Here is a 25254-nt window from a genome sequence, read left to right on the forward strand (position 1 = left end):
CACGTGAGAATATTAGGGCGAGCGTGCTATTCTATAGACTGTTTAACAAATCGCTTGTCATTATGTCTAAAATTAAAATAGCTTTTATCGCCCTAATTCTTATCTGCTCTGCTGTTGCAGCTTACGTATTTATCCCGGTTCATACCACGCTAGGTAAGCAGGTATTGTCGTTACCAGTGGGAGACAACCTCACTCTGGTCGGCTTCAAAAGTTACTCGACCGAGCGCAAGCTCGACAAACTCAACCAATACTTTCTGATTGCCAATGGCAGCGATGTAAAGCAAGCAGAGCCTTTCTTAACCACCTCAGATCAGTTCTTACGTATTAAAACAGTTAAAGACAACACACTCGCATTGACCATTAACGGACGTATCGAGAGTTTTCGTAACGATCTTTGGATAGAAAAAAGTGACGGCACTTTTGAACATTGGTTAATCAGCATAGAAGCAAGATACTTAAAGTAGCGCTAAAAAGCTCAACCCCATCAATGCCACCTTATTGTATGGTGGCATTCATTGACCAAACAGGTAAAATCTCCGCTTCGCTCACTGCTCGCTAGAATTTACATGCACAAGCCAGAACAACTGTTTCAACCTTTATCAGTTAATCCCCAACAACTGCCAAAAGCGTTTACCTTCCCTTTTTATTATCAGCCGCACCCTTTTTGTGTTGAGGCCGCACAGCAACTTCAACAGCAATTGACCAACAATGTTCAGTGGCAGCATGACTTTGGTTTGGATGATAGTCACGCAGGCACAGGTAAGATGTTTGGCGTATTGCTGGTTCGCTCACCGCAGGGGGATATTGGTTATTTCAGCGCGTTCTCAGGCAAGATAGCCGATCAAAACCTGCATGCTGGATTCGTTCCGCCTGTGTTCGACATGCTGGCCGAAGAATGCTTCTTTCGCACAGAACTGGATGAAATTACCCAGCTAAACCATCAAGTATCAACGCTAAGCGCAAACCCGAAAAAAGCGCAGTTAAGCGAGCAGCTTAAACAGAGCAAAACCGAATATAAACATCTTGAACAAACCCTGCGTCAGCAGCTGATTGAAAATCGCGCTGCACGCAAATCAGAACGAGAATCAGCACATAGCACATTCAGTGGTGACCAAATAAAGAATGTGTTGGACCAATTGGCCAAACAGAGCGTTGCCGATAAGAATCGACTCAAATATCTCAAGCTTGAATGGGATGAAAAAATTGCGACATTAGAAACCCAACTCAACGCAATTAACCATGAGATTACCAACGCGAAACAGCAACGAAAAACACTCTCAAACCGCTTGCAAAACAAGCTCTTTGAGCAATATTGCTTCTTAAACGCCGATGGTCAAAACAAATCGCTCAAGGCCATTTTTGCCCAAACATCAACGCCTACTCCACCAGCGGGTGCTGGCGAATGTGCCGCGCCTAAGCTACTGCACTACGCTTACCTGCATGGGTATCAACCATTGGCTTTAGCTGAATTTTGGTGGGGGTCTTCGCCGAAATCAGAAATTCGCCAACATAAACAGTTTTACCCATCTTGCCATAGCAAATGCCAACCCATCCTTGGCCATATGCTGCAAGGCTTAGACGTTGAACCAAATCCGCTAGAAGATAACTGGGGTGAAAATAAACCGTTAGAAATCATCTATCAGGATGAAGCCATCGTGGTTGTTAATAAACCATCCGGGCTACTGTCCGTTCCGGGCAAAACAATCAAAGACTCGGCCTATACCCGTTTGCAAACGCTTTTCCCTGACGTTGAAGGCCCATTTGTGTTGCACAGGTTAGATATGGCGACCTCGGGGTTACTTGTGTTTGCTCTTACCCGCCGCGCCAATAAACACTTACAAAAGCAGTTTATTACTCGCCAAGTTCAAAAGCGTTACGTGGCATTGATTGACGGCATTGTAACAGAGCAGCAAGGCTCTATTGAGCTGCCGATGCGCGGTGATCCAGACGATAGACCTCGCCAATTGGTCTGCTACGAACATGGTAAGCCTGCGCATACAGATTGGGAACTGATCCAAGTCGTGGATGGGAAAAGTAAGCTTCATATGTATCCAAGAACAGGCCGCACCCATCAATTGCGCGTGCACTGCGCGCACCATCTAGGCCTAAATATACCTATGGTGGGCGACGGCCTATATGGTGAAAAAAGTGATCGACTCCACCTACATGCGGAGCAATTGGAGTTTGACCATCCATACAGTAAAAAGCATCTGAAATTCCACGCGAATGTCGAGTTCTAAGCCTATTGAAAAATAAGATAAGTTTGCAAAAATACGCACGAAAATAGAGCTAATACACTATCAAATTTATGCGATATTTGGCTTAGCTCTCTTTTCAGAACCGTAAGGCGTGCTGTATAATGATTTGCAGTTTATAGGGGAAGGTTATGAGTTCAGAAGCCCAAAGAAAAATAAAAGCTATTCTTGCTCAAATGCCCCTATTTCAAGGGGTTGAAGGTATTGAAGCGGCTGAACAAAAAATCGCTCTAGTATGTAAAGAGTTTGATTACACCCTTCCCGCAGCTCAGCGACTTTTCCTACAAGCCACCAAGTGTGACCGCAACGATCAACTCGAAAGAGCCATTGAGCTATTTCAAGCGGCGATCGACCATTGCGACGACGACATGGTGCAAAAGCTGCACATCTTATCGTTGCTAGGCTCTCTCTACACTGATCGCGAAGAATACTACCGCGCCCACGAAGTGTATAAAGAGTTATTGGACAATATTCATTGCCTAGACGACAACTATCGCTCTCTTGCTTATACCAACATCAGTGATTTTCACCTCTGCCTTGAGCAATACCAACAAGCCCTCGAAATCGGCCGCCTAGGCACAGAGTGCGCGGATAAGGTATCTCATCGAGCTAATCAAGCAATTTGCCTATTAAACATGGGCTATGCCCTTGGTCACTTGAAACAGCAGCAGCAAGCCATTTCCCATTGTCAGCAAGCGCTCGAACTGGGTTTAGAATTTGGTTATGTGCGTGTTCAGGCGATCGCCTACGGTTATATGGCGCAAATTAAAGCGAGTCACTTTGAGGGTGGCAACCCACAAGAAATCATCGACCTATTCGAACAAGCGGAACACCTGTATGAATCGCTATTCGACAGCCATAACCGCAGCGAAAACCAAGTTTACTACATCGAGTTTATCAGCCAGCACGGCAATCAAGAGTTGGCGCTCAACCGCGCAGAATATTGGTTTGAACAGTTGGCACCAGACGATAACTATGGACTATACGCCAAGCTATGTGAAAGCTTAGTACGTCTGCTACAACAGCAGCAAGCATGGCAGCGCCTCAGTTACGTTCAGCAGCAATACCTGCAAGCAAGCAAAGCTCATTTGAACGCCATTAAGCAAAAACAAAACCTAACGTTCTTAAAGCAAATCGAGCAGGCCACCACCGATAATCATCAGTTGGTCGCGAAAAAAATCCAGCAACATATGGGAGTCGTGACCGAGGTAGGCCAATACATTGCGACCTCAGCCAATCTGACCGACAACTTGGCTGTGATATACGAAAAAGTTTGTTCTATTTTCCCAACAGATGAGTTTGGTATTGCGCTGTACAATGAAGAAACTCAGTGGCTCGATTACTGTTATTTCTACGACTACGATGGGCCTGTACCTAATTATAAAGTCGATTGTGCTCATGAAGAATCGATGGGCAGCTACGTAGTCAAACACAAGCGTACCGTGCACCTCAATCGCATTGATGAATCGTCAATTAACGCGTTTGTTTCGGCTGATAAACGACAAGAAAAAGACTGCGTTCACTTTATTCCTGAAAAGCAGATTCAATCGCTGATTCTCGCACCAATATGCTTGGGAGATAAAGTTCTCGGAGTATTGTCACTGCAGCACCATTTGACCGATCAATACCATCAGTACCATTGCAACTTATTCGAGCAGTTGGCGAGCTTTATTGCCATCGCACTAGAAAACCACGTACAGCGCCAACACTTGCAGCAAGCCAATTTGAAACTGGATACCATGTCGAAGACCGATCCGTTGACTGGCTTGTATAACCGCTATCAACTTGATCATATTACGCCCGAGCTTATTGATCACTCGACTCAAGCAAAAAGTAACCTTGCGGTTATCGTGTTGGATATCGATTATTACAAAGGCTACAACGACTTCCACGGCCACCATAAAGGTGATCTTGCGTTGCAAGCTGTCGCAGAGCAGATGACGAGAGTTTTTTCTCAGGAGAACAATTACCTATTTCGCTACGGTGGCGATGAATTTTTGATCTTATGCTCAGGGCTAAGCCAAGTGCAATTAGAGACTAAGCTACAGCAACTAAGTAACGGTGTAAAACAGCTTGCGTTAAGAAACCCTCTATCGCAGTGCAACCAATACGTGACACTATCCATTGGCGCAGCAAACTTCACTCATATCAGTCATTCTGATCACCCATTTGCTTCGCTCTTTACCGTTGCAGACGAACAGTTGTATAAAGCAAAAAAATCTGGCCGAAACCAGATTTGTACCATTAACTACACGTTACGTTAATCTGTCGCTTTCTCTAGCGACTTAATGACTCGGCAAGGGTTACCTGCCGCCACGACATTATCGGGAACATCTTTCGTCACCACGCTTCCTGCGCCGATCACGCTGTTGTTACCAATCTTCACTCCAGGACACACAATCGCGCCACCACCAATCCATACATTATTACCAATAACAATCGGCGCTCCAAACTCTATCCCCTGCTCCACTCTAGATTCAACGTCTAACGGATGTCCGGCAGCATACAACTGAACGCTTGGACCAAATAGAACGTTATCGCCAATCTTCACTTCAGCCACATCCAAAATGACACAGTTGAAATTGGCGTAGAAGTTCTTGCCTAACTTGATGTTGCTACCGTAATCACAGCGAAAAGGCGGCTCTAAGTGAGGATTGACAGCATCAGGGATCAGCTCTGCCTGTGCATTTTGCCATTCAGGCGAGTTAGGAATGGCGTTATTCAGCCGTTGAAGTATTTTTCGACAAGCTATGCGCTCCGCATATAACTCTTCATCCCACGCGTCGTAAGGCTCGCCCGCTAACATCTTTTGTTTTTCGCTGATTGTCATGTGATTCACCGTTTAGCCAATTATTCGCTCTTTATAACCAATATTCTGCTACTCGCGATAGTGAACTGAGTATAGAATTAGCAAAACTTTGACCGAGCATGCGCTTATTCGCCAGAGTAGAACCCTATACAGCATAACTTGGCTATTTGAGGCAAAACACCATGACTTCCGCACCAACCAAAATCACCTTCTTTGAGGTGTTAACACCGCTGATTGCTTCTGGAAAGAAAACCATCACCATTCGTGATGAATCTGAAAATCACTATGTTCCCGGCACAGAAGTGGAAGTGTTCACCCTAGAGACAGATCAAAAAGTATGTGACATAAAGATCCTGTCGGTTGAGCCATTGCACTATAACGACATCAATCAGTTCCACGCAGAACAAGAATATCTGCCACTGGATGAGCTCAAAACCCTAATCAGGAAAATCTACCCAAGCACCGATTTGCTTTATGTCATTAGCTACGAGTTGATAAAATAAAATCAGGCCTTGTTAATCAAGGCCTGAGAGTCTTAGTTGGCGGAAACAGGATCTTTTCGGGTGGGGGCATTTGGAACGGGATCAGCAGCGGCAATACTCTCTTCACCTGCTGCGGTCGCTTCAGCAATAGCGGTAGGGTCAATACCAGCCTCGATGGCGGCAATCGTAATGGCTTGGTTTTCTAACCCGAGCGTACGCGCGATCTCTGTGAGTAGAGTCACTTGATCTGGAAATTGGAGATAAAGCAATGTGAGTACTTCGAGCAATTGTTCAGGACGAGTTAGTGCCACTTCACTTAAAAATTCCGCCACGTTGTCGGCAAAAGTATATTGAGCAAAACCATCAACCAACTGCGCAGATGTCTCTGAATTTGCAAACAGCTCCCCCCACTGCTCTGAGGTTAGGCTTTCGGCTGCCGCTATAGGCGAGATGAAAATCGCTCCTGCGAGCATCCAACGATGTAGTTTACGCATATCTTTCTCTTCGTCTAATTTAATTATTTATATCTTCAGTAGCTATATTTGTTGAGCTTTTCATCAACGCTAGCCTAGGCTATTTATTGAAGCAATCATCTACTTAATTAAATCTCTTTAAGTCTCAACTTAGCGACGACAAAAGTAAGGCGTAATGCCATTGAACTTGAAGATCGAACACGCTCTCTCACCTGCCACTGGCTTTTGCAGCAAAGAATCATACTGCCACAACTTCATCGCGTACTTATCATGCTCAAGCAGATAAGCAATCGCTGTTTTCTTATCATCCAAACTAAGTTGTGGCCAATGAGCAAGAAAATAGGTCAATGTGTGCATTAGAGTAAAACGCTCGAAATGGCCTAACTCTTGAGCAAGATGAAAATCCGCTAATGTACTTTCAAACGTGCCGCCTGAGCGCCATTTCTCATTCGCTCGCTGCACAACTAAACTCGCGTCTAATGGTCTCAGTTTTAACTGCGCAGTGTATAAATCCTGCGCTCGTTGAGAAAAGCGTTGTGATTGAATCTGATCAGACCGTTCTTGATAGGCAAGCCATGAAAAATAGAGCGCTAAGGTGCTGTTATCATCAAATGGTGTTGCTGAAACAGGTTGATAATGATGATTTAACTTCGCATCCGTTGGGCCATGTTTTACCGTGTTGCGCTTAATCTCTGTTAGCTGATTTTGCAAAGAGAGTTGAGCCATATCATCCAACCCTTTAGCCACAGATAGCAGCAGTAGAACCGAAATTGCAGCAGCACAGAGATAAAGCTTAAATTGCGAGTTCATTCAGCGACTTCCTATTCTGCTTAACCGGTGACGTATTCGCTTCTCGTTTCGACACTATTTGATAGCGAAGGTAAACAAAGCCCAACACAAACGGCGCGATATAACGCACCTCTATCGACATGAAGAAGGTGGTCCCTAAAATTAGAAAAACCAATAGAGCGAAGTCATAATGCATTCGATGCGCCACCATACTGCGGAACAATCGAGCCATATACTTCACGTAAATGAACAAAAAAAACACCCCGCCATAAATCAGCCAATCGAAAAAGAACGATTTAGTCGAGACATTTTTAGTTTCCCCAACCACTAGATATAAGGAAAACTCTCTAAAGTTAAGTAAGCCCGGCGCCAAACTGTCGACAAACTCCAACGCTACTGCGCCATACTCGTATATCGAAGGGAAATAACCGAAGAAGCCACCACCTAAAGGATTATAAATAACCGCGAATATAGCGGTCATGATTGCAGTTCCCCGAGTAGCAATACTGCTGTATCGTTCAACATCGTTGATGACCGAATCTCCCAGCGAGCTATATAAAAACGCGGAGCCTATGACTAACAACACCACAGCGCCAAGCCCTTTGTGGAACAGGTTTATTCGGCTAAACACCACAAAGGTCAAAAACAGGGTGATCAAGAAACAAACCAGCGTTCCTTTGGAGGTGATCATTAATAAGCACGGGATAACCGCCAAAGAAATGAAGAATAGATTGATACGGAAGATCGCTGCGAGCATAAGCACAGCCAACACAAACTGAAAGCCAAAGGTACTGGCTTCCAACGTAAAGCCGCGCATTCGGTGTGGCGATAAGGCTGAATTTTGCTGAATGAACGATGGGCTATTGATAAAACCACGCGCCGCCAAATTAAGCACAAAGGCGAAAATCACTACGCCAGCAATGACCATCGCACCTTGATAGACTAGCTTTTCATCCTGTCGAGCAACGGTTAAGAACACCACAATCAAAGGAATGATCAACAAGACAAATCTCAGCCCTCTATCAAGCAAGAAAGTTTTGTCATAATCACCATAGAAAAGCGCTAGCAGCACAAATGAGTAGACGAAAAAGCCAAACAGTAATTTAAGCGCCCCAATTTCAACTTTGCTTAAATTGGCGTACGACAGCACGATCATCAAACCAAGCAGTGGAATAACTGTAATACCAAGCGGCGCGGTGAACACACCAGCAATGGATGCCAGAGCGGTATTTTCAAACGGCACCATAAAACAAAAGAGGAGAAACAGTCCTTTTTTCACCTTACCTACCCTAACTGCCTTAACGAATCAAAATAGTGTCCGTTCATTACATCTTCATGGAAGTTCTGTTCAAAGTGCTTAATACACTCCGCACGATCAATCGTTTGGTACTGCCTTTGATTGATCACGTTATCAAGCAACATCTCAAGCGAGTTAGCTTGTTGATAATCGAATATCCAACCCGTTTTCTCTGTCACCATATCAGACAGTGAACCGACATTAGATGCTAGAACTGGTGTGCCATTTCTTAGAGATTCGGCCACAATCAAACCAAACCCTTCCCACAATGACGGCACGATAACGACATCCGCTTGAGCAAAGTATTGGTCGAGTTGATTGTTGGCAACCCACCCTAAAGAACGAACCCGAACATTGGTAATGGGCTTGGTCAGCAATTCAGCTAATTCTGGGCAATCATTTCTGACTGGTTCACCAATCACGGAGAGCTCAACTTGAGTAGAAATGCTCGGCAACTGAGTCAGTGCGCTCAGAAATTTATCCAGCCCTTTTTGCTTATCTAAACGGCCGACAAATAATAACCGGATTACGCTGTCGTCTTCCTTTGCATCAACCCGCGCAAGCTCGCTGCCTTGAACTCCATTCCAAACCATGGTGAGTTTTCGCTCTGGTAGACCGATGGCGAGCCCCGATGAGTACTCATATTTTGAGATGCAATACACTTGGTCGGTGAAAAGGGTCAGCAGTTTTTCGGCCCAAACGTAGATCGACTTATAGACTCTATTTTTCCATGCTTGGTTGTAGTGAATATCAAACGCCCAACCATGGCTACAGTAGACCAATTTAATCTTGTGCCATTTCGCAAGCGGCCACAAAAATGGGCGCAGTAAACCGGCAAATGAACTGTGCAAAAAAATCACATCATAGCGACTAATACCGACCTTAAAATAGATGGTGTAGAGCAGTATCAATACATTCAGTGGACGAAAACCTTTCGCTGCCAAAGGTAATAGCGAACGATGATAATTAACCGCTAAGAAATCGTTTTGCATTAATGTTGAACGAGATAGCGACTCAAAGTACGTTTCAATTCCGCCTTGGGTGGTTTCTGCAATATTGAGTGATTTCATGCCTAAGCCACCACGCTCAATTTACGCAGCAAGCGATAGTTGATCAGGCCATCCACCTTAAATGCCATGCGAAGTATTAAGACAATCAGAGAGTATTTGTTTAACTTGGGCTCAATCGAACCAAACAAAAAATGGCGGTGAGCGATGATCTTGCTAAACACTTGCTCATCTTGGGTCTTGTTTTTGATCAAAAACTTAATGAGGTTGATGTAGCAAGTAGAGATAAAAAAGTTAACTTCTTTATCCGCAGCCACTTTCTTTGCTTGCAGAGATATCCGATCAAACGCATCAATGTGAGTGGTATCTTTACCGGTTAATGGACTATTGATAGCACTGCCGCTGCGCATAATATGGTTATACAAAAATAGATCGGTGATATAGCTCGACTTAGCTACCGATAAGTAATCAATAATAAACAGAACATCTTCACTAAAGTGCAATGATTCATCAAATCGCAATTGATGCGCTTCTAAAACCGATTTAGAGAGCATCATGCTACAAATATGAACGCGAATATCTTTGGTCAAAAACTTAGACAGTGCCATTTGGCCGCTGACTGTTTCTGCTCGATTATGTGCCTCATCAATTTGATGATCCGAGATTTTCTTAAATGAAAATAATACCGAATCGATATCATTTTGCGCCAGGCACTGATCTAGATGACTAAATAGCCCCGCTTCATATGCATCATCGGAGTCCAAAAACAAAATGTAGTCGCCATTGGCTTTATCGATACCATGATTTCTTGCACTCGATACGCCACCGTTCTCTTTGCGATACATGTGTATCGAAGGAGAAGCAATTTGATAATCTGGGCCAGTTTGTGAGCCGTCGTCAATTAGCAACAACTCAATGTCATCAGCCTCGCGGCGGTATTGCTCAGCCTCAAACCATTCAATGATTTTCTTCGCGTAATCAAAGGTATTATAAATCGGAACGATCACTGAGTACTTCATGCTACGGCCTCCTGCCATAAACGATTAACCACGCTAGATTCCGTTTCTTGCGCTTTATCGAGTGCTTTAGTCGATAGCAAACTGTACAGCTGTTCATTTTCACAAAGTTGGATAATTCGTTGAGCAAACTGTTCACTATCACCGTCATCAATTTTGTAACCATTAACGCCCTCTTCAACAATCCAAGCAAGTGCATCAAAGGTGTGATAGGCGATAATCGGCAGCCCTTGACTGCGCGCTTCAATGAGGGTTTGGCCAAAGCCTTCGTAGCGCGAGGTCATAAGAAACACAGCATAGTTTTTCAACGTAGCTGCCACATCACTGGTCGCCCCTTGAAACGTCACATTACTCAATTGGCTAACGCGCTGCTTTAAAGCACTGAGTTCTTGCTCACTTCCATCACCGTATATGTCCAAATGGTAGCCAGCAGGCAACTTGGCCATAATGTCCATCATGCCGGAAAAGTTTTTCTGCCCTTCATCAATACGGGCAATGGTGACTAGCTTCTTGCTAACCTGCTTATGTGTATTGGCAGTGTCGAGCTTACAACCGCGAGGAATAACCTTAATCTTACGCGCTAGCTTAGGAAACAATCCGGACAATGCATGCTTATCTTGCTCGGTATAGACGGTAAAGACATCGACCTTTCTATGCAGTAGCGTCATTACCAACTTAGAAAACGGCTTAAAGAACACCGAAAACTTATTAGTTTGCACCAGCACAATTTTGGCTTTCTTTTGTACTTCAGAAGGTAAGTACAGTAGGTCATTAGGGTGAAACAAGATCACCACATCTTGCGAGCTTAGATGCAAGTTACGCACTGAGCTAATTTGGCTCAACTTGGATGCCAACTTACCTGGCTGCCCGTATTGGATATAGTTGATATGCCCACTCTCTGGATAATGTTCGCTACTTGGAGAATGTTCATACAATTCGTAGTTTTCACATTGGAACAAGCCATGCAAGCTACGAATAAGGGTTTCCACCCCACCCATAGTGGTCGATTTTTGCGGGTTAATAGTGACTAATTTCATCGATACTATTCCTTGAAACGTTAGTCGCTACCAAACAAATCACGGGTGTACACTTTATCCGCTACGTCTTGCAGCTCTTCGACCATTCGGTTGCTAACGATCACATCACTAATCTGCTTAAACGCTTCAAAGTCGTTAACAACTTCCGAATTAAAGAATGTCGCATCTTCAAGCAAAGGTTCGTGGATCACAACCTGAATACCTTTGGCCTTGATACGTTTCATGATGCCTTGAATACTTGAGGCTCTAAAGTTATCTGAGCCAGACTTCATGATAAGTCGATAAACACCCACCACTCTCGGCTGCTTAGCGATAATCGAATCAGCGATGAAGTCTTTGCGGGTGGTATTTGAGTCAACAATCGCGCGAATGATGTTGTTCGGCACATCTTGGTAGTTTGCTAAAAGCTGCTTGGTGTCTTTTGGCAAACAGTAACCGCCGTAACCAAACGAAGGATTGTTATAGTGTGAGCCAATACGAGGATCTAAGCCAACCCCTTGAATAATCTGACGCGAATCCAAGCCATGGCTTTCTGCGTAAGAATCTAACTCATTAAAGTAGGCCACGCGCATAGCCAAATAGGTATTTGAAAACAGTTTTACTGCTTCCGCTTCAGTTGAATTGGTGAATAGCACCGGAATATCGGTTTTTTCCGCGCCTTCCACTAACAATTGAGCAAACGTCTCAGCTCGCTCTGAGTACTCACCGACGATAATGCGAGACGGGTGTAAGTTATCGTATAAGGCTTTGCCTTCTCGTAAAAACTCAGGAGAGAAGACAATATTATCAAACTCTAATTCCTGCTTAACACGCTCGGTATAGCCCACTGGGATAGTTGATTTAATAATAACCGTGCTGCTTGGCGTGAACTGTTTTACATCGCGAATGACTGACTCTACCGAACTGGTATCAAAGAAGTTAGTCACGGGGTCGTAATTAGTTGGCGTCGCGACAATTACAAAATCAGCATCCTGATAGGCGTGAGTTTTATCGATCGTTGCAGTCAAATTTAATGACTTCTCAGCAAGGTAGAGTTCGATTTCATGATCAGAAATTGGTGAGATACGCTGATTAATGTTAGCTACTTTATCCGCATCAATGTCGAGTGCCACAACTTCATGCTGCTGAGACAATAAAATCGCATTTGAAAGGCCAACGTAACCTGTTCCTACAACGGTAATTTTCATAACTGAATCCATATTAAATAATTTAAAATCCGATTTTGGTACGCCACTAGACTTGATATTTGGCGCTGCTCAATGACTGTTTACGCTTGGCCAACTTAGTGATGATTTGCTGCGGGTTTCGTAAGTAAAACCACGTTCTTTTCGGCATTAGAGTGATTTTTCGTTGTACCAACAATTTGAACAGATGCTTGAGCTCACTCGTGCCCAACACCGCGCGAAAATCTCGCACTAATTTGTAAAGCGAAGCGGTTTCAGTCTGAATCTGCTTATTCGATAGATAATCAATACGACGCATCGCGACATCAAACCTTGAGCGAGTCACTTTAGGATTAAAGTTGACCGTTAAAGTGCCTTGACCACGAGTCACGCAGTAGATGCTGTTCTGATGTACGGCAATAGATTGCGCCTTATACCCCGCAACGAGCGAGAACATGACATCATTCGAAGCAATGACCGCATCAAAATAGAGCGACTCACGACGAATAAAGTCGCTGAGATACACTTTGCTCCATGGCACTGAGAAATGATAGCGAATCTCCTCATCCCCCTTAGCTAAATACTCACTGACCAGATTGGCGTACAAATGATGTCTATCTGAAGGCTCACCGGTTAGATCGCACTGGCTGATGGGAGAGAAAAACGTAATGTCATGCTGTGCTAGCTTCTCATCCATTTGCTCAAAGGCTTGTTGAGTAAAAAAATCATCCGCGTCGGCAAACAAGGTGTAAGTCGCGTCGATATATTGCAGTGCAATGTTACGTGCAGCCCCTGCTCCTTTCGTGCCAGAGTCGTTATCAAACAGCTGCAAAGCCAAATGAGGGAAAGCAGCATGCAAGGTTTCTTCACACGGAGGCTGAGCACTTTTATCATCGACAATCACTACCTGAATATCTGATCGTTCAGGTAGTGAGTTAAGCAGCCGAGTTAATCCCTCTAAGCTGTTAAAGTGCGGCACGACAATCCCATATTTGAATTTCATCCTGAACGCCCCACTAAGCTGTCTTTTTTAATTCAGAATGATCATCGATATGGTAGATGTAATCGCCATACACATATTCTTGGTGATCTTTGCTATCGAGAATCTGATTAAGTAGTACGCCGTCTAATTGAACATCATGAGTCATAAAACGAGAGATGGTGTTGCGCAGTGACGTCACTCGCGTACTCGACGCTTTAAGTACCACCACTACCTTGCCTGTGATCTTACTGACAATCATGCAATCACTGACAGACAGAGCTGGTGGCGTATCGATGATCACCTTATCAAACTGGCCTGCTAATTGGTGAAGCAGTTTCTCAAACCGCTCTGAGCTTAAAAGCTCTTGCGGATTTGGTGTCGGCATGCCAGCCGCTAGTACTGTTAGACCCGACTTTTCATCTTCAAACAAGCAATCTTCTAACTCAGTATTCATAAGTAGATGGTTGGTCAAACCCGGCTTATACCGCTTATGTCCAAAGCGCTCCGCCACAGAAGACTTACGTAAATCACAATCAATCAGCAAGGTCTTACCGACTTTAGCAAATGCCATTGCAAGGTTAACTGCGCAGGTGGTTTTGCCTTCATTTGGAAGTGAAGAAGAGATCGTAACGAATTTAGAATCGCGATTATTAAGTGCAATTGTCGTTCGCGCCGAACGTATCGATTCATTAAACGTCATATATTTATCATCGAAGAAGACGTCACTACTCACCGATTTATTCTTAAACTTTTTCAGCTTAGGAATGCCACCAAGTGGGATTAAACCGAGTTTCTCCTCACAGTGTTTCACTGAGATAATGGTGTTATTGAATACATCGAGCAGAAGCACCACAGAAACCGCGACCAGCATGGAAGCAATCATGGCAAAACCTACAATCAGTTTTTTACGCGGTTTACTCGGGCTATGAGGAGCAATAGCGGTGTCAGTAAAACGAGCATTGCGCGATTCAAAATCGCTGGTTGCTGTGGTCTCTTTTTGGCGATTCAAGAAGATATTAAGAATATTACGGTTGGTCTCCTCTTCACGCACAAGCGCTTCATATTGGCGTTTTTTAACCGTTAGGCTTTGGAACGCCTGCTTCTGCTTTTCTAACTCACGTGAGATTAAACGCTCTTGCGAACGAACCGCTTGGAGCTCTTTACCTATGCCACCAACAAGTTGAGCGATCAATTGATCAAGTTGCTGAGTGATATTATTTTTCTTAGCCGAAACCGCCAACATCTTTTCATGTTTTGGCCCGTAGGTTTTAGAAAATTCAGTAAACTCACGGTTCGCATCCGCTAACAAACTACGTAGATTAACGACTTGTGGGTGTTTAGAGATTTCCGGTACAGACGAAACATCACTGGTAGCAAGCGATCCGCCACTACTTAAGGTGCTGTATGCGGATTCCAGTTGAATTCGGCGATCGGTAGCTTCACTCAAGCGTAGAATCAAGTCATTGATCACCGTACTGGCTTGCACATCAATGCCACTGTCATCGACTAACTTTTCTTTAGCAAGAAATTCAATCAGCGCATTTTCAGATTGTTTGAGCTGCTCTTGCAATTGCTGCATACGACCTGAGATCCAGCTCGAAGCATGTTCAGTTGCACTTAGTCTCGCCTCTAAACCTGCATCGATATAAGCTTCGCCAACCGCATTAGCAACATCTGCCGCAAGTTGCGCGTCTAGGGATTCAAAAGTAATTCGTACTAACTGAGTTTTACGAATAGGTGATATCGACAAGCGACCTTGAAACTTTCTAACCACAGCCTGTCTGACTTTAACTGCCTGCTCTTGCTCTGAAAGCTGCACCACCACTTCTTCAGATTTAAAGATCGGTAACGATTTTATACTTTGCTTCAAAGAACCTAACAGCGACTGCTTTGGCTCTAGATACGGGTTAAACTCAGGTACTTCGATTAGATTGAGTCTATCAACCACTCGCTCTGCGATTGTGCGTGATTTGAGAATTTCAAATTGGGTTTGATAGTACTCTTTTTGCGTTGAATCGATTCCAACCACTTCATCAATAGAAACAGCATTACTGGCTTCGGACTCAATCAGCAATGTGGCTGTCGCCTCATAGGTCGGCTTAATCGACAGCGCAAACAACACTGACAATATGGTCGCCAAACCGGTAAACAAAGCGATTTTCAACCAGTTCTTTTTCAGTAAGACAATATACTTACCAAAATCTACAGACTCGCTCGCTGCGGCGTTCTGCTCTTCACTTAATAACTTCATATTATCCCTAAACGTCAATACTTCGTGCGTTGACACCGCAGTTACCAAAAAGAAGCCACTACATGAATAGTGTCTCCAGGCTGAATCACTTGATATAGCTCCGCTTCGATTTCAGTGTTTTTTTCGAACTCTCGTGATAACTGATCTGCGGTCAAATTTTGGTATTTATTCGATTCACTTGATTTGGTTCTGTAGGCTTTCGCGCTGCGGCGATACTTACTCATCACCCCACCTGCCAGAGAGATGGCTTTTTGTACCGTCAGCCCCGGCTCATATTCGTATCCACCAGGTTTATTCACCAAGCCATTAATATAAACATTGCGATAGCGAACGATGGCAACGTTGACTTTAGGGTTAACTAAATAGTCCCCTTTCAAACCTGCAACCAATTCTGATTGCACTTGTTCAAGCGTTTTTCCACCGAGTTTAACTTCGCCGAGATAGGGATAATCAATCACTTCACGGTTATCGATTTTTTGCTCTGCAATGGAGAGATTTTCTTCGCCATAGACCTTAATGCTAATCACATCACCGGCGGCCAATTTGTATAAAGGGTTCGCTTGTGCTGCGCTTGTTACCCAAAATGCCATTACTAACAGTACAACTTTCAATATCTGTTTTTTCACTTCGTTTCCTGCCATTTTGCCTAACTAGTACGCCGTTTTACCGACAAAGCCTTTGAATATGGTTAAGAAGATAATCTTCACGTCTAACCAAAGTGACCAATCACGGATGTAGTTCAAATCGTACTCGACGCGCTTTTCCATCTTATCTAGGGTATCGGTTTCTCCACGGTAGCCATTGATTTGCGCCCAGCCCGTAATCCCCGGTTTGACCTTATGACGTAACATGTATTTATCGACAATTTGGCGATATTCTTCGTTGTGCGAAACGGCGTGTGGACGCGGGCCAACAATAGACATTCGACCTTGAATAACATTGAAAAACTGCGGTAGTTCATCCAGAGAAGTACGACGAATGAAGTTACCAAATTTAGTGACTCGCGGATCGCCTTTGGTGGCCTGTTTAACCACACCGCCGTTATCCATCACCTTCATCGAGCGGAACTTCCACACTTTGATTTTCTTACCATCCATGCCGTAGCGATCTTGCTTGAAAATAATCGGCCCTGGTGAAGAGAGTTTAACCCCTATGGCTACAGCAAGTAGCACAGGGCTTATCATGAGTAGAATTAGCGAAGCGACAACAATATCTTCCAGGCGTTTTACGAATGTAGACATGCCATAAAACGGCGTATCATGGATGCTTAATGTCGGTACACTACCGACGTTGCGCCAACGTGATTGAATCAAATCATAGGTAAAGAAGTCAGGCACAATATAGACACGCGCCGTACTATCAGAGAAGTAATTGATCACCTGTTTGATTCGCTCAGACGCCTGCATGGGTAGCGCGACGTATACATGTCGGAAGTTACGCTCTTTCGCCATAGCCAGCGCATCATTGATTGACCCACATACTGGATCAGAAAGCTCTTCGGTTGGTAAACGATCACTGCTACGGTCATCAAAAATACCAACCAAGCTCATGCCGTGATGTTGGCTTGAACGTATTTCTTCAGCTAACGCTAAACCCGCAGGTGTCGCACCAATGATAATGCTTTTTTGCGTATAGGAGTTCGATCGGCCAGAGTGGCGGACTTTATTGGAAGCAAGTCGATACACTGATAAGAAAACAGGGGTAGCTACAAACCAAATGGTTACCGCTACACGAGAAAAGTGGTCAGTTATCTTTAAACCAAAGGCCAGTATTAGAACTAAGCCAATCGCACAAAACCATGATAATAAAATGGGAGCAAATGTTTGCCTAAATGAAGAGACAAACGCCGCATTATAAACGCCAAGCAACTCTGCCATTATGCTAAAACAGACAACTGCCACACAGGTTGCCAGTACGTAATATATTCCCCAATCACCTACATATAAGCTCGTTGCGATCAAAACCGTTGCCGCGATGATCACGATGTCGAGCACGCGATAAGCAATAATAAACTCTTCGCCGTGACTTTTGATTAATCCTATGTCTCTCATGACAGACTTTCCTTGCCGATGAATTTCTCCAATGGCCTTCACCAATTGGATACCTGAGCTGACTTCTAATAATTATTTTTGTGCGACTACTTTCTGCGAGCACATAGTCTGAATTTTTTTTCGCTAAAAACAAACTAGTATTAGAGGCTTATTTACTGAGATCTATAATATGAGAATGCAATATTTCTTAGATATGAGAAGGGCGTGATAGGGATCGTAGTTTGAATATCGAATAAGCCATATAACACAGACAGTTAAAAGAAAAGGCAACGTATCTAACTATAAACTTAGCACTTTATTCCTCTTTTATTTTGTGGTTATAAACCAAAGTATTAATAGCTATTCTAAACTCTGGAGGAATGTAATACTGATTTACAGTACTGTTGTTTAATTAATTTTGAGTCAGATTTGATTAGAATATCCTCCCCTTAAAATCCCACTATAAATAAAGGGAAATTAACACACATATTAAATGCTTAGTTACTGGCATAAAAAAGCCCCTCAAATATGAGGGGCAAAGGTTACCATCGCTTATAGTTATAATCTTATGCCAGTAAAATTAATTAACCAAAGTCACCATTTACGTAGCCTTGAGTGCGGTCATCTTTTGGCTGGCTGAATATCACTTGAGTATCATCATGCTCAACCAACTCCCCCATCAGGAAGAATGCGGTGCGATCCGAAATACGGCGTGCTTGCTGCATGGAGTGAGTTACGATAACAATGGTGTAGTTTTTCTTTAGCTCTTCCATCAGCTCTTCGATTTTATGAGTTGCAATTGGGTCAAGTGCTGAGGTTGGCTCATCCATTAGGATAACGTCTGGCTCCATCGCGATAGTACGAGCAATACACAAACGCTGCTGCTGACCACCTGAAAGGCCAAATGCATGAGATTTAAGACGGTCTTTTACTTCATCCCAAAGTGCAGCACCACGTAGAGAGCGCTCTACCACTTCATCAATGTGCTTTTTATCTTTGATGCCTTGAGCACGCAGACCATAGGCCACGTTTTCATAAATACTCATTGGGAATGGGTTTGGCTTTTGGAATACCATGCCCACCTTAATACGAAGGTCAGCAACATCAATATTGCCATAAATGTCTGTGCCATCCATATCAAGAGTACCAGTGATCTTCACCCCTTCAATCAAGTCATTCATGCGATTCAAACAGCGCAAAAGCGTTGATTTACCGCAACCAGAAGGGCCAATTAATGCTGTTACTTGCTTGGTTGGAATAGGCAAGTTGATCGATTTCAGTGCTTGGTTTTCACCGTAGAATAGGTCTAGTTCTTTAATATCAAATTTGTTCATGTTCTTAATCTCTTAAATTCTGTTCTTAATCGTGTTGCTAATGCGTCAGCATGAGTCAAATTAGTAAGTTGCTGTATTGAAACGCTTAGCAATAAGTTTGGTCACCATGTTGATAAGAAGTACCACTACAATCAGCACTGTCGCTGTACCGTAGGCTTGGTTCCACTCATCGATGGTGAAGAGCTCTGTTGTCAGCTTATATAGGTGAACGGTTAACGTACGACCCGAATCGAATAGAGATTCCGGTACACGCGCCACCATACCTGCGGTAAGAAATACCGGTGCTGACTCACCAATTACACGACCAATACTTAGAATGACCGAAGTTAAGATACCTGGCATTGCACTTGGCAGAATCAAGCGCCAGATAGTGTAAATTTTTGAAGACCCTAGGGCATAAGAACCTTCACGATAAGCTTGAGGTACTGCCATCAGTGCTTCTTCCGTGGTACGAATAATCACAGGAAGAATCAGAATACTCAGCGTCAATGCACCCGATAGTATCGAGAAGCCAAGGCCAAGAATTGCTACGAAGAAAGTCATACCGAATAGACCAAAGATGATCGATGGAATACCCGCTAGAGATTCAGTACAGAAGCGAATCACTTTCACTAAACGACTGCCCACTTTGGCATACTCAGTGAGGTAAATCGCGGTCATGATGCCTAATGGCGCCGCAACTGCAATGGAAGCTATCACCATATAAATGGTTGCGATGATCATCGGGAAGATACCGTGCTCTTCACCAGTGCGTGTGTAGTTGTCGGTGATGAAATTCCAATCTACGTGCTGTAGGCCGTTAGACAGGATGTACCAGATGATCCAGAATAGAAAGCCAACGGTTAGAGCCGCTGCCGCCCAAACAAATGCATTGAGAATATTATCTTTGTTTTGGCGAGATTTTTTAAGTTTTGCGTAATTCATGTTAGTCCCATCCACTCACATTATTTCGCTTTTACGCGATTTAAATACAGCAGCGCCGCATTCAACATCATAATAAAGACAAGAAGAACCACACCCGTTGCGTATAGAGCATTAGCGTGAACGCCACTTGCGTAAGACATTTCAATTGCAATGTTCGCTGTCAGTGTGCGAGCGGAATCAAGAATGCCACTTGGCATCGCTGGGGCATTACCCATTACCATGATAATCGCCATTGTCTCACCTAAAGCACGACCAATACCAAGGATGACACCGGTCATTATGCCGCTTCGAGCAGCTGGAACTAACAGTTTAAAGATGGTGAAGATCTTTGATGCGCCTAATGCTAAAGAGCCTTCTTTATATGTTCTTGGCACTGCGCGAATAGACGTTTCCGATACGGTAATAACCGTTGGAAGAATCATCACGCCAAGCACGATGATACCCGCAAGAATGGTGTTACCCGCTGGCACTTCAAATACGTTTTGAATAAGCGGTACGATAATCACTAGGCCAAAGAAGCCGTACACCACTGATGGGATACCCGCTAACAGTTCAACTGCTGGGCGAATAATATCTGCCACACGCTTTGGCGCAATCTCAGCAATAAATACTGCCGTTAACACACCAACTGGTACACCAACGATAACCGCACCCAATGTCGAAACGATAGAAGCAACAATCATGGTTGCAACACCGTATAGCGCCGGCGGTAGCCAATGTGTACCCGTCACAATGCCGACAACGCCAGCTTCTTGGAACGCAGGGATAGACTCTTTGAAAATAAAGTAAGCAATGACTGCTAGGGAAACAATGCCGATAACAGCACTGGTTAAGAATAAACCGTGAAAGAAACGCTCTTTCCAGTCTACGGCTTTCTTAGCACGTAGGCTCGGCTTTGACAGTTGCGTCGTTTCCGTTGTCATAATCTTTTCACTATTTGTTGCGATGGTCATAAAAACTCTTCCATTCTTTGCAGCGTACTCACCGCGTAGAACGTGAGAAAAGGCTCAGCCCAAAGCGGGCTGAGCAAGGGTAATCATTGTTGAAGTCACAGATTAGTTTACTGTGATGTAACCTTTCTTAGCTGAGATAGCTTGCGCTTCGTCTGCAACCATCCAGTCTAGGAATTTTTGAGTTTCAGCTGATGGAGCGCCATCTTTGTAAAGAACAAGGAATGGACGAGCCACTTTGTAAGAGCCGTTCTTCACGTTTTCAACTGTTGCTGCTGCGCCATCGATTTCTAGAGCTTGAACCGTGTTATCAACAGTACCTAGTGAGATAAAGCCAATTGCGTACGGGTTATTTGCTACTGATACTTTCAGTGCACCGTTACCGTTTGCAACTTGAGCACGTTGAGAAATCGCTGATACTTTTTTGCCAGAGATTTTCATTTTTAGTTTCATGATGTCTTCAAATGCACCACGAGTACCAGAAGCGGTATCACGAGTGATCGCTACGATAGGTTTGCTTTCACCGCCAACTTCTTTCCAGTTGGTGATTTCGCCTTTGTAAATGCGTGTAATTTGGTCAGCCGTTAGTGAAGTTACTTTGTTGCTTGGGTTTACAACCACAGCGATACCATCACGAGCAATGACTAGCTCTTTCAGGTCTGAAGACTTTTCAGATGCTTTAAGGTTACGAGAAGAGATACCTAGGTCAGCACTTCCATTTTTTGCCGCCTTGATACCAGCAGAAGAACCCGGTGCTTGGATTTCGATAAATACTGGTTCGCCTTTGTTCATGTATGTTTCTGCAAAAACTTCAACCAGTGGAGATGCACTGTTAGAGCCAACTACAGAGATAGTTTCTTTAGCTGAAGCTGTATTCACTGTTAGAGCGCCAAGTAGTGCAAGTGCACCGATAACTGTCTTTTTCATCACAATTTCCTTTGAATGGCTTTATTGCCGTTGTGTGTCTTGAACGCTGGTTACTTTAGGGGGCGAATATGACAGTTGTGTTTCACTTACTTGAAGCCTATATGACATTTCAATTTGATGAACTTTTCCTTTCTTTCTATAAATAACCACCCTTCTAAACTCCGCCTCATTGGAACTCGCCCAAGGACTAATAAATTTATAAACTTCAACTTAACTATTTGAATTCACTCTCAAATTCAACAGGTTTCACTCTTTCTAAAAATTGATAAATTTGTTAATTTTCTTGTTGAATTATCTCCTTTGCTCTCTAGAATAACCTGAGCAACCAATCATTATAATAATTACCATTCTCACTTGTAGTTAAAAGAGGACTCACAATGCGCCAACTTCTCAATGGCCTTTCCATCAAGTTACAGGTCATGGTGCCTGTGCTTTTCACTATCTTATTGCTCATAGCAGGTATCTCTTACAGTAAAAACTCCTTAGAAGACGTCTTTAGCCAAGTTGACCAATCAACCCAGAATTTGGTTGAACATAAAGAGATGGTGACAAACATCATCGACAATACTTACGGTATGCGAATCAAAGCGATCTACAGCCTATTTAACCCTCAGGATGTCGATCAACTATCAGAGTTGCTTATCGAAAAGCAGACTGAAACCGATGTGTTATTGGATTCTCTAAACAAGATTTCTGGCCTTGAAGATGAAGTTCAAGCCATGCGTATCGCGATCGAGGGCTACGTTGCTTACTCTCAACAGGTCATGATCCCGCTGCTAAACCGCAAGCATTCAATCACAACCACTGACAACCAATTTGAAGCGGAGTATGCGAAAGCATCCATTGAGTACCGAGAAGCAGGCAACAAGATGGTAGTGGCGATTGAAAATTTAACGAGCCAGCTCAATCAACTGAGTCTCAATGAAGTGAAACACAACGGTGACGTGCATTCATCGGTGATCACAAACAGCATGCTCGGCTTAGCTGCGGTGTTGTCACTAGCGGCACTGTTTAGCTGGTTGTTGGCAGGAATCATCGTCAAGCCAGTAAAAGAAATCCAAATTGCGATGAAAAAGGTCGCTACGGGTGATTTACTTGTGCACGTAAAAGAAGAAGGCAATAACGAAATTACTGCGCTTTCACGTGACTTCAATGACACGGTTACTCAGTTACAAAGCACGGTGGGCGCACTCGTTAGAATCAGCGTGGACGTGGCATCCGCCTCAACCGAGCTTGCTGCGGTTATGACTCAGTCCAGTGCCAACTCAGATCAAGAGCGCAATCAAGTTGAGCAAGTCGCCTCAGCAATCAACGAACTGGAAAGCACAGCCAAAGAAGTCACCCAAAACGCGACCAGTGCCGATGGTGCATCCCTAGAAGCGGATAAGCTAGCAAAACAGAGCCTTGAAATGTTTGAGCAAAACAAACAATCAAGTGAAAAGATGGCGATTCAAATGACCAACGCTGCGCAAATGGTCAACTCGCTACAAGATCAATCGGAGCAGATTGGCAAAGTGATTGAGGTTATTGAAGGTATCTCCGAGCAAACCAACCTGCTGGCGCTAAATGCCGCGATTGAAGCCGCACGCGCAGGCGAAAGTGGTCGAGGTTTTGCGGTCGTCGCTGATGAAGTACGCATGTTAGCTGCTCGCACCCAAGAGTCGACCAAAGAAATTCAAACCATAATCGAAGAGTTACAGCGCCAATCAAACAGCGCTAATGAGGGGATGAACTCTAGCTTGGCTATGCTTTCTGAAACACAAGAGCAAGCCGAAACCGTGCGCGATGCCATTAGCGCGATTAGTTTATCTATCTCTGAACTCACTTCTATCAACGCTCAAGTTGCAGTTGCATCGGAAGAGCAAGGCCAAGTGACTGCTGACATCAATAATAACCTGACCAACATTTATGAATTGGTTAGCCAAAACGTCACTGGTATTACTCAAGCGGCTACAGCAAGCCAAGAGTTATCTAACCTCGCAGAAGAGCAAAAACAAAAGCTTGGCCAGTTCAACGTATAGTCTTTGGTCGTGAGATCAATCCAAAGTAACAAGGGAGCCATCAGGCTCCCTTTTTAGTGACAACAACAGCTAATTATTGGAATAGGAAAATGTGCCTATACGCGCTCTTCTAGCGCGATATTATTATTGGCCCAAAGCAGCGCTTGTAGCCTATTTTTGGCGTTAATTTTCTTAAAAATATTATGTAGGTGGGTCTTTACGGTGTTTTCACTTACAAACAGCTCATCAGCGATTTGCAAGTTTGATGCACCATGACCAAGCAAGCGCATGATCTCTTTTTCTCGCTTAGTCAGATTTGCGTACACCTGTGATGTGGTCACCGAGTTGGCGCAGCGAAAATGCTCGATATAGTCTTGTGCCACTTTGCGCGACAGCCACATCTCATCTTGCATGATTTTTTCCATGCCTTTCAGTAGCAGGCTGATGTCATCATCAACATAAAATACGCCGACTAAATTGCGCCATTTGAACAAATGGGTAGAGGCAACATCTTTCGGGCAGTTGATGACAATCTCTTTAGCATTCAAACCGCTTACAGACTTAGCTTGGTTATATAGTTCAAAATTACTATCATCTAAGTAGCTAAAATCAATTAGAACAAAATCACCTAAACTCGATTCATCACCCCGCCCGTTTCTCAAGTCATCGAGCGACACTATTTCGACATCGAGTTGAATTCCTCGCTCTAAAGAATCTTTAAATAATTTCGATTGCATACTGACATCAGACAGTAAGGTTATATGGTAGGTGTCGTTATTGGTCATTTCTTTACGTTCTCCAGCTCAACTTTGTTGTTGTCATTTAAAACTATCGTTTAGATACAATTAGTCAACCTAACCTCAGATCACATAAAATAAAAAACGCCATGAAAACTTAATATTTTCATGGCGTTATATTGCACATCTTAATTATGAGAACTCAGAGGTTTACTTTTTACCCAATGCTGCTTTGCGACGCAAACGTACCAAAAAAGATACAAACAAAAGACTTAACAAAGAATTGACAGAAAAACTGCCTCCTGAGTCGCCTGAGCTATCTTGAGCTACTGTATTGTTATTAATCAACGTCCGAGAACCATTCACAAGCTTAACTTCGTAAGCTGGCGTTGCATTATCAGCAATGACGTTATCGATCCAAGCTTTGTAGTCATAAACTTCAGTAAAGACTGACGTTGTCGTGTTAGTAGAATTTAAACCACACACGGTATAACCAAAGCTCGCAATACCGACTTGACTTTGCGGCCCACCTGAGCGGCTCACATAAATCGGGCCTCCGGAATCACCAGAACAGATCGCGTTTCGATATGTAGGGCCATTGGCACCATTAAAACAAATTTGCTTGTCGGTTATGTTACTGCCCTGATCAGCAGTACAAACCGCAGTAGACACTAAGGGCGCGAACGTACTTTGTTAAGCTGATGTAAAGAGAACTTTTGCTCTATAATCTTTGTCCCACGTAGCCTTATTCATCTTCCTTGGTACAGACACGCTCCCTTCTGACTTCCTGA

Annotated in this window: 23 protein-coding genes; 5 read left to right on the plus strand and 18 right to left on the minus strand. The window is 43.7% G+C overall.

The annotated features are described in order from the left end of the window. Positions 1-62 precede the first annotated feature (62 nt). The 3 genes from MU515_RS18865 to MU515_RS18875 all read left to right on the plus strand — a co-directional run bounded on the left by MU515_RS18865 (position 63) and on the right by MU515_RS18875 (position 4519). Entirely contained in the window at positions 63-464 is a 402-nt protein-coding gene (locus MU515_RS18865) for a hypothetical protein (protein ID WP_260261949.1), read from the plus strand. 102 nt (positions 465-566) lie between these two features. Then, a complete protein-coding gene (locus MU515_RS18870; protein ID WP_260261972.1) occupies positions 567-2240 on the plus strand; it encodes an RluA family pseudouridine synthase in 1674 nt (557 codons plus the stop codon). A gap of 146 nt (positions 2241-2386) precedes the next feature. Further along, complete coding sequence (locus tag MU515_RS18875) at positions 2387-4519, plus strand: sensor domain-containing diguanylate cyclase (protein ID WP_260261950.1); 2133 nt, start codon at positions 2387-2389, stop codon at positions 4517-4519. On the opposite strand, the gene MU515_RS18880 is transcribed toward MU515_RS18875, so the two are convergent. After that, positions 4516-5085, minus strand: a complete 570-nt coding sequence (locus tag MU515_RS18880) for a sugar O-acetyltransferase (protein ID WP_260261951.1) — start codon at positions 5083-5085, stop codon at positions 4516-4518. The genes MU515_RS18875 and MU515_RS18880 overlap by 4 nt on opposite strands. 161 nt (positions 5086-5246) lie before the next feature. Here MU515_RS18880 and yqfB point away from each other — a divergent pair, with 161 nt between their 5' ends. Next, the gene (gene yqfB / locus MU515_RS18885; RefSeq protein WP_260261952.1) at positions 5247-5567 is read left to right on the plus strand and encodes a N(4)-acetylcytidine aminohydrolase; all 321 of its coding nucleotides are present in this window, start codon (positions 5247-5249) and stop codon (positions 5565-5567) included. Positions 5568-5599: 32 nt separating this feature from the next. On the opposite strand, the gene MU515_RS18890 is transcribed toward yqfB, so the two are convergent. The 15 genes from MU515_RS18890 to MU515_RS18960 all read right to left on the minus strand — a co-directional run bounded on the left by MU515_RS18890 (position 5600) and on the right by MU515_RS18960 (position 21726). Beyond that, the gene (locus MU515_RS18890; protein ID WP_260261953.1) at positions 5600-6040 is read right to left on the minus strand and encodes a hypothetical protein; all 441 of its coding nucleotides are present in this window, start codon (positions 6038-6040) and stop codon (positions 5600-5602) included. 129 nt (positions 6041-6169) lie between these two features. Beyond that, positions 6170-6829, minus strand: a complete 660-nt coding sequence (locus MU515_RS18895; RefSeq protein WP_260261954.1) for a hypothetical protein — start codon at positions 6827-6829, stop codon at positions 6170-6172. Then, positions 6813-8087: a hypothetical protein gene (locus tag MU515_RS18900; protein WP_260261955.1), complete on the minus strand. Its 1275-nt coding sequence runs from the start codon at positions 8085-8087 to the stop codon at positions 6813-6815. The genes MU515_RS18895 and MU515_RS18900 overlap by 17 nt, the downstream gene beginning before the upstream one ends. A 5-nt stretch (positions 8088-8092) precedes the next feature. Beyond that, positions 8093-9175: a glycosyltransferase family 4 protein gene (locus MU515_RS18905; protein WP_260261956.1), complete on the minus strand. Its 1083-nt coding sequence runs from the start codon at positions 9173-9175 to the stop codon at positions 8093-8095. Positions 9176-9177: 2 nt separating this feature from the next. Further along, positions 9178-10131, minus strand: coding sequence for a glycosyltransferase family 2 protein (locus tag MU515_RS18910; RefSeq protein ID WP_260261957.1), 954 nt, complete (start codon positions 10129-10131; stop codon positions 9178-9180). After that, entirely contained in the window at positions 10128-11165 is a 1038-nt protein-coding gene (locus MU515_RS18915) for a glycosyltransferase (RefSeq protein ID WP_260261958.1), read from the minus strand. The genes MU515_RS18910 and MU515_RS18915 overlap by 4 nt, the downstream gene beginning before the upstream one ends. A gap of 20 nt (positions 11166-11185) precedes the next feature. Continuing rightward, positions 11186-12352, minus strand: a complete 1167-nt coding sequence (locus MU515_RS18920; RefSeq protein ID WP_260261959.1) for a nucleotide sugar dehydrogenase — start codon at positions 12350-12352, stop codon at positions 11186-11188. Positions 12353-12398: 46 nt separating this feature from the next. Continuing rightward, positions 12399-13331: a glycosyltransferase family 2 protein gene (locus MU515_RS18925; RefSeq protein WP_260261960.1), complete on the minus strand. Its 933-nt coding sequence runs from the start codon at positions 13329-13331 to the stop codon at positions 12399-12401. Between the two features lie 13 nt (positions 13332-13344). Then, on the minus strand, positions 13345-15561 hold the full coding sequence (locus tag MU515_RS18930; protein WP_260261961.1) for a GumC family protein: 2217 nt from the start codon (positions 15559-15561) through the stop codon (positions 13345-13347). A 41-nt stretch (positions 15562-15602) separates the two neighbouring features. Then, positions 15603-16187, minus strand: a complete 585-nt coding sequence (locus MU515_RS18935; RefSeq protein ID WP_260261962.1) for a polysaccharide biosynthesis/export family protein — start codon at positions 16185-16187, stop codon at positions 15603-15605. Between the two features lie 24 nt (positions 16188-16211). Continuing rightward, positions 16212-17612: an undecaprenyl-phosphate glucose phosphotransferase gene (locus MU515_RS18940; protein WP_260261963.1), complete on the minus strand. Its 1401-nt coding sequence runs from the start codon at positions 17610-17612 to the stop codon at positions 16212-16214. Positions 17613-18175: 563 nt separating this feature from the next. Beyond that, a complete protein-coding gene (gene pstB, locus MU515_RS18945; protein WP_260261964.1) occupies positions 18176-18925 on the minus strand; it encodes a phosphate ABC transporter ATP-binding protein PstB in 750 nt (249 codons plus the stop codon). Between the two features lie 60 nt (positions 18926-18985). After that, positions 18986-19849, minus strand: a complete 864-nt coding sequence (gene pstA, locus MU515_RS18950) for a phosphate ABC transporter permease PstA (protein WP_260261965.1) — start codon at positions 19847-19849, stop codon at positions 18986-18988. A gap of 20 nt (positions 19850-19869) precedes the next feature. Continuing rightward, complete coding sequence (pstC, locus tag MU515_RS18955; protein ID WP_260261966.1) at positions 19870-20802, minus strand: phosphate ABC transporter permease subunit PstC; 933 nt, start codon at positions 20800-20802, stop codon at positions 19870-19872. A gap of 102 nt (positions 20803-20904) precedes the next feature. Beyond that, complete coding sequence (locus MU515_RS18960; protein ID WP_260261967.1) at positions 20905-21726, minus strand: phosphate ABC transporter substrate-binding protein; 822 nt, start codon at positions 21724-21726, stop codon at positions 20905-20907. A 377-nt stretch (positions 21727-22103) separates the two neighbouring features. Between MU515_RS18960 and MU515_RS18965 the strand changes: the two genes are divergently transcribed. Beyond that, positions 22104-23747 (plus strand): methyl-accepting chemotaxis protein, encoded by a 1644-nt coding sequence (locus MU515_RS18965; RefSeq protein WP_260261968.1) that lies wholly within the window; start codon positions 22104-22106, stop codon positions 23745-23747. Positions 23748-23842: 95 nt separating this feature from the next. Here MU515_RS18965 and MU515_RS18970 read toward each other — a convergent pair whose 3' ends face one another. Next, positions 23843-24511: a LuxR C-terminal-related transcriptional regulator gene (locus MU515_RS18970; RefSeq protein ID WP_260261969.1), complete on the minus strand. Its 669-nt coding sequence runs from the start codon at positions 24509-24511 to the stop codon at positions 23843-23845. A gap of 162 nt (positions 24512-24673) precedes the next feature. After that, positions 24674-25135 (minus strand): trypsin-like serine protease, encoded by a 462-nt coding sequence (locus tag MU515_RS18975; RefSeq protein WP_260261970.1) that lies wholly within the window; start codon positions 25133-25135, stop codon positions 24674-24676. Positions 25136-25254 lie beyond the last annotated feature (119 nt).

The sequence above is a fragment of the Vibrio intestinalis genome (genome assembly GCF_025195085.2).
Lineage (GTDB): Bacteria > Pseudomonadota > Gammaproteobacteria > Enterobacterales > Vibrionaceae > Vibrio > Vibrio intestinalis.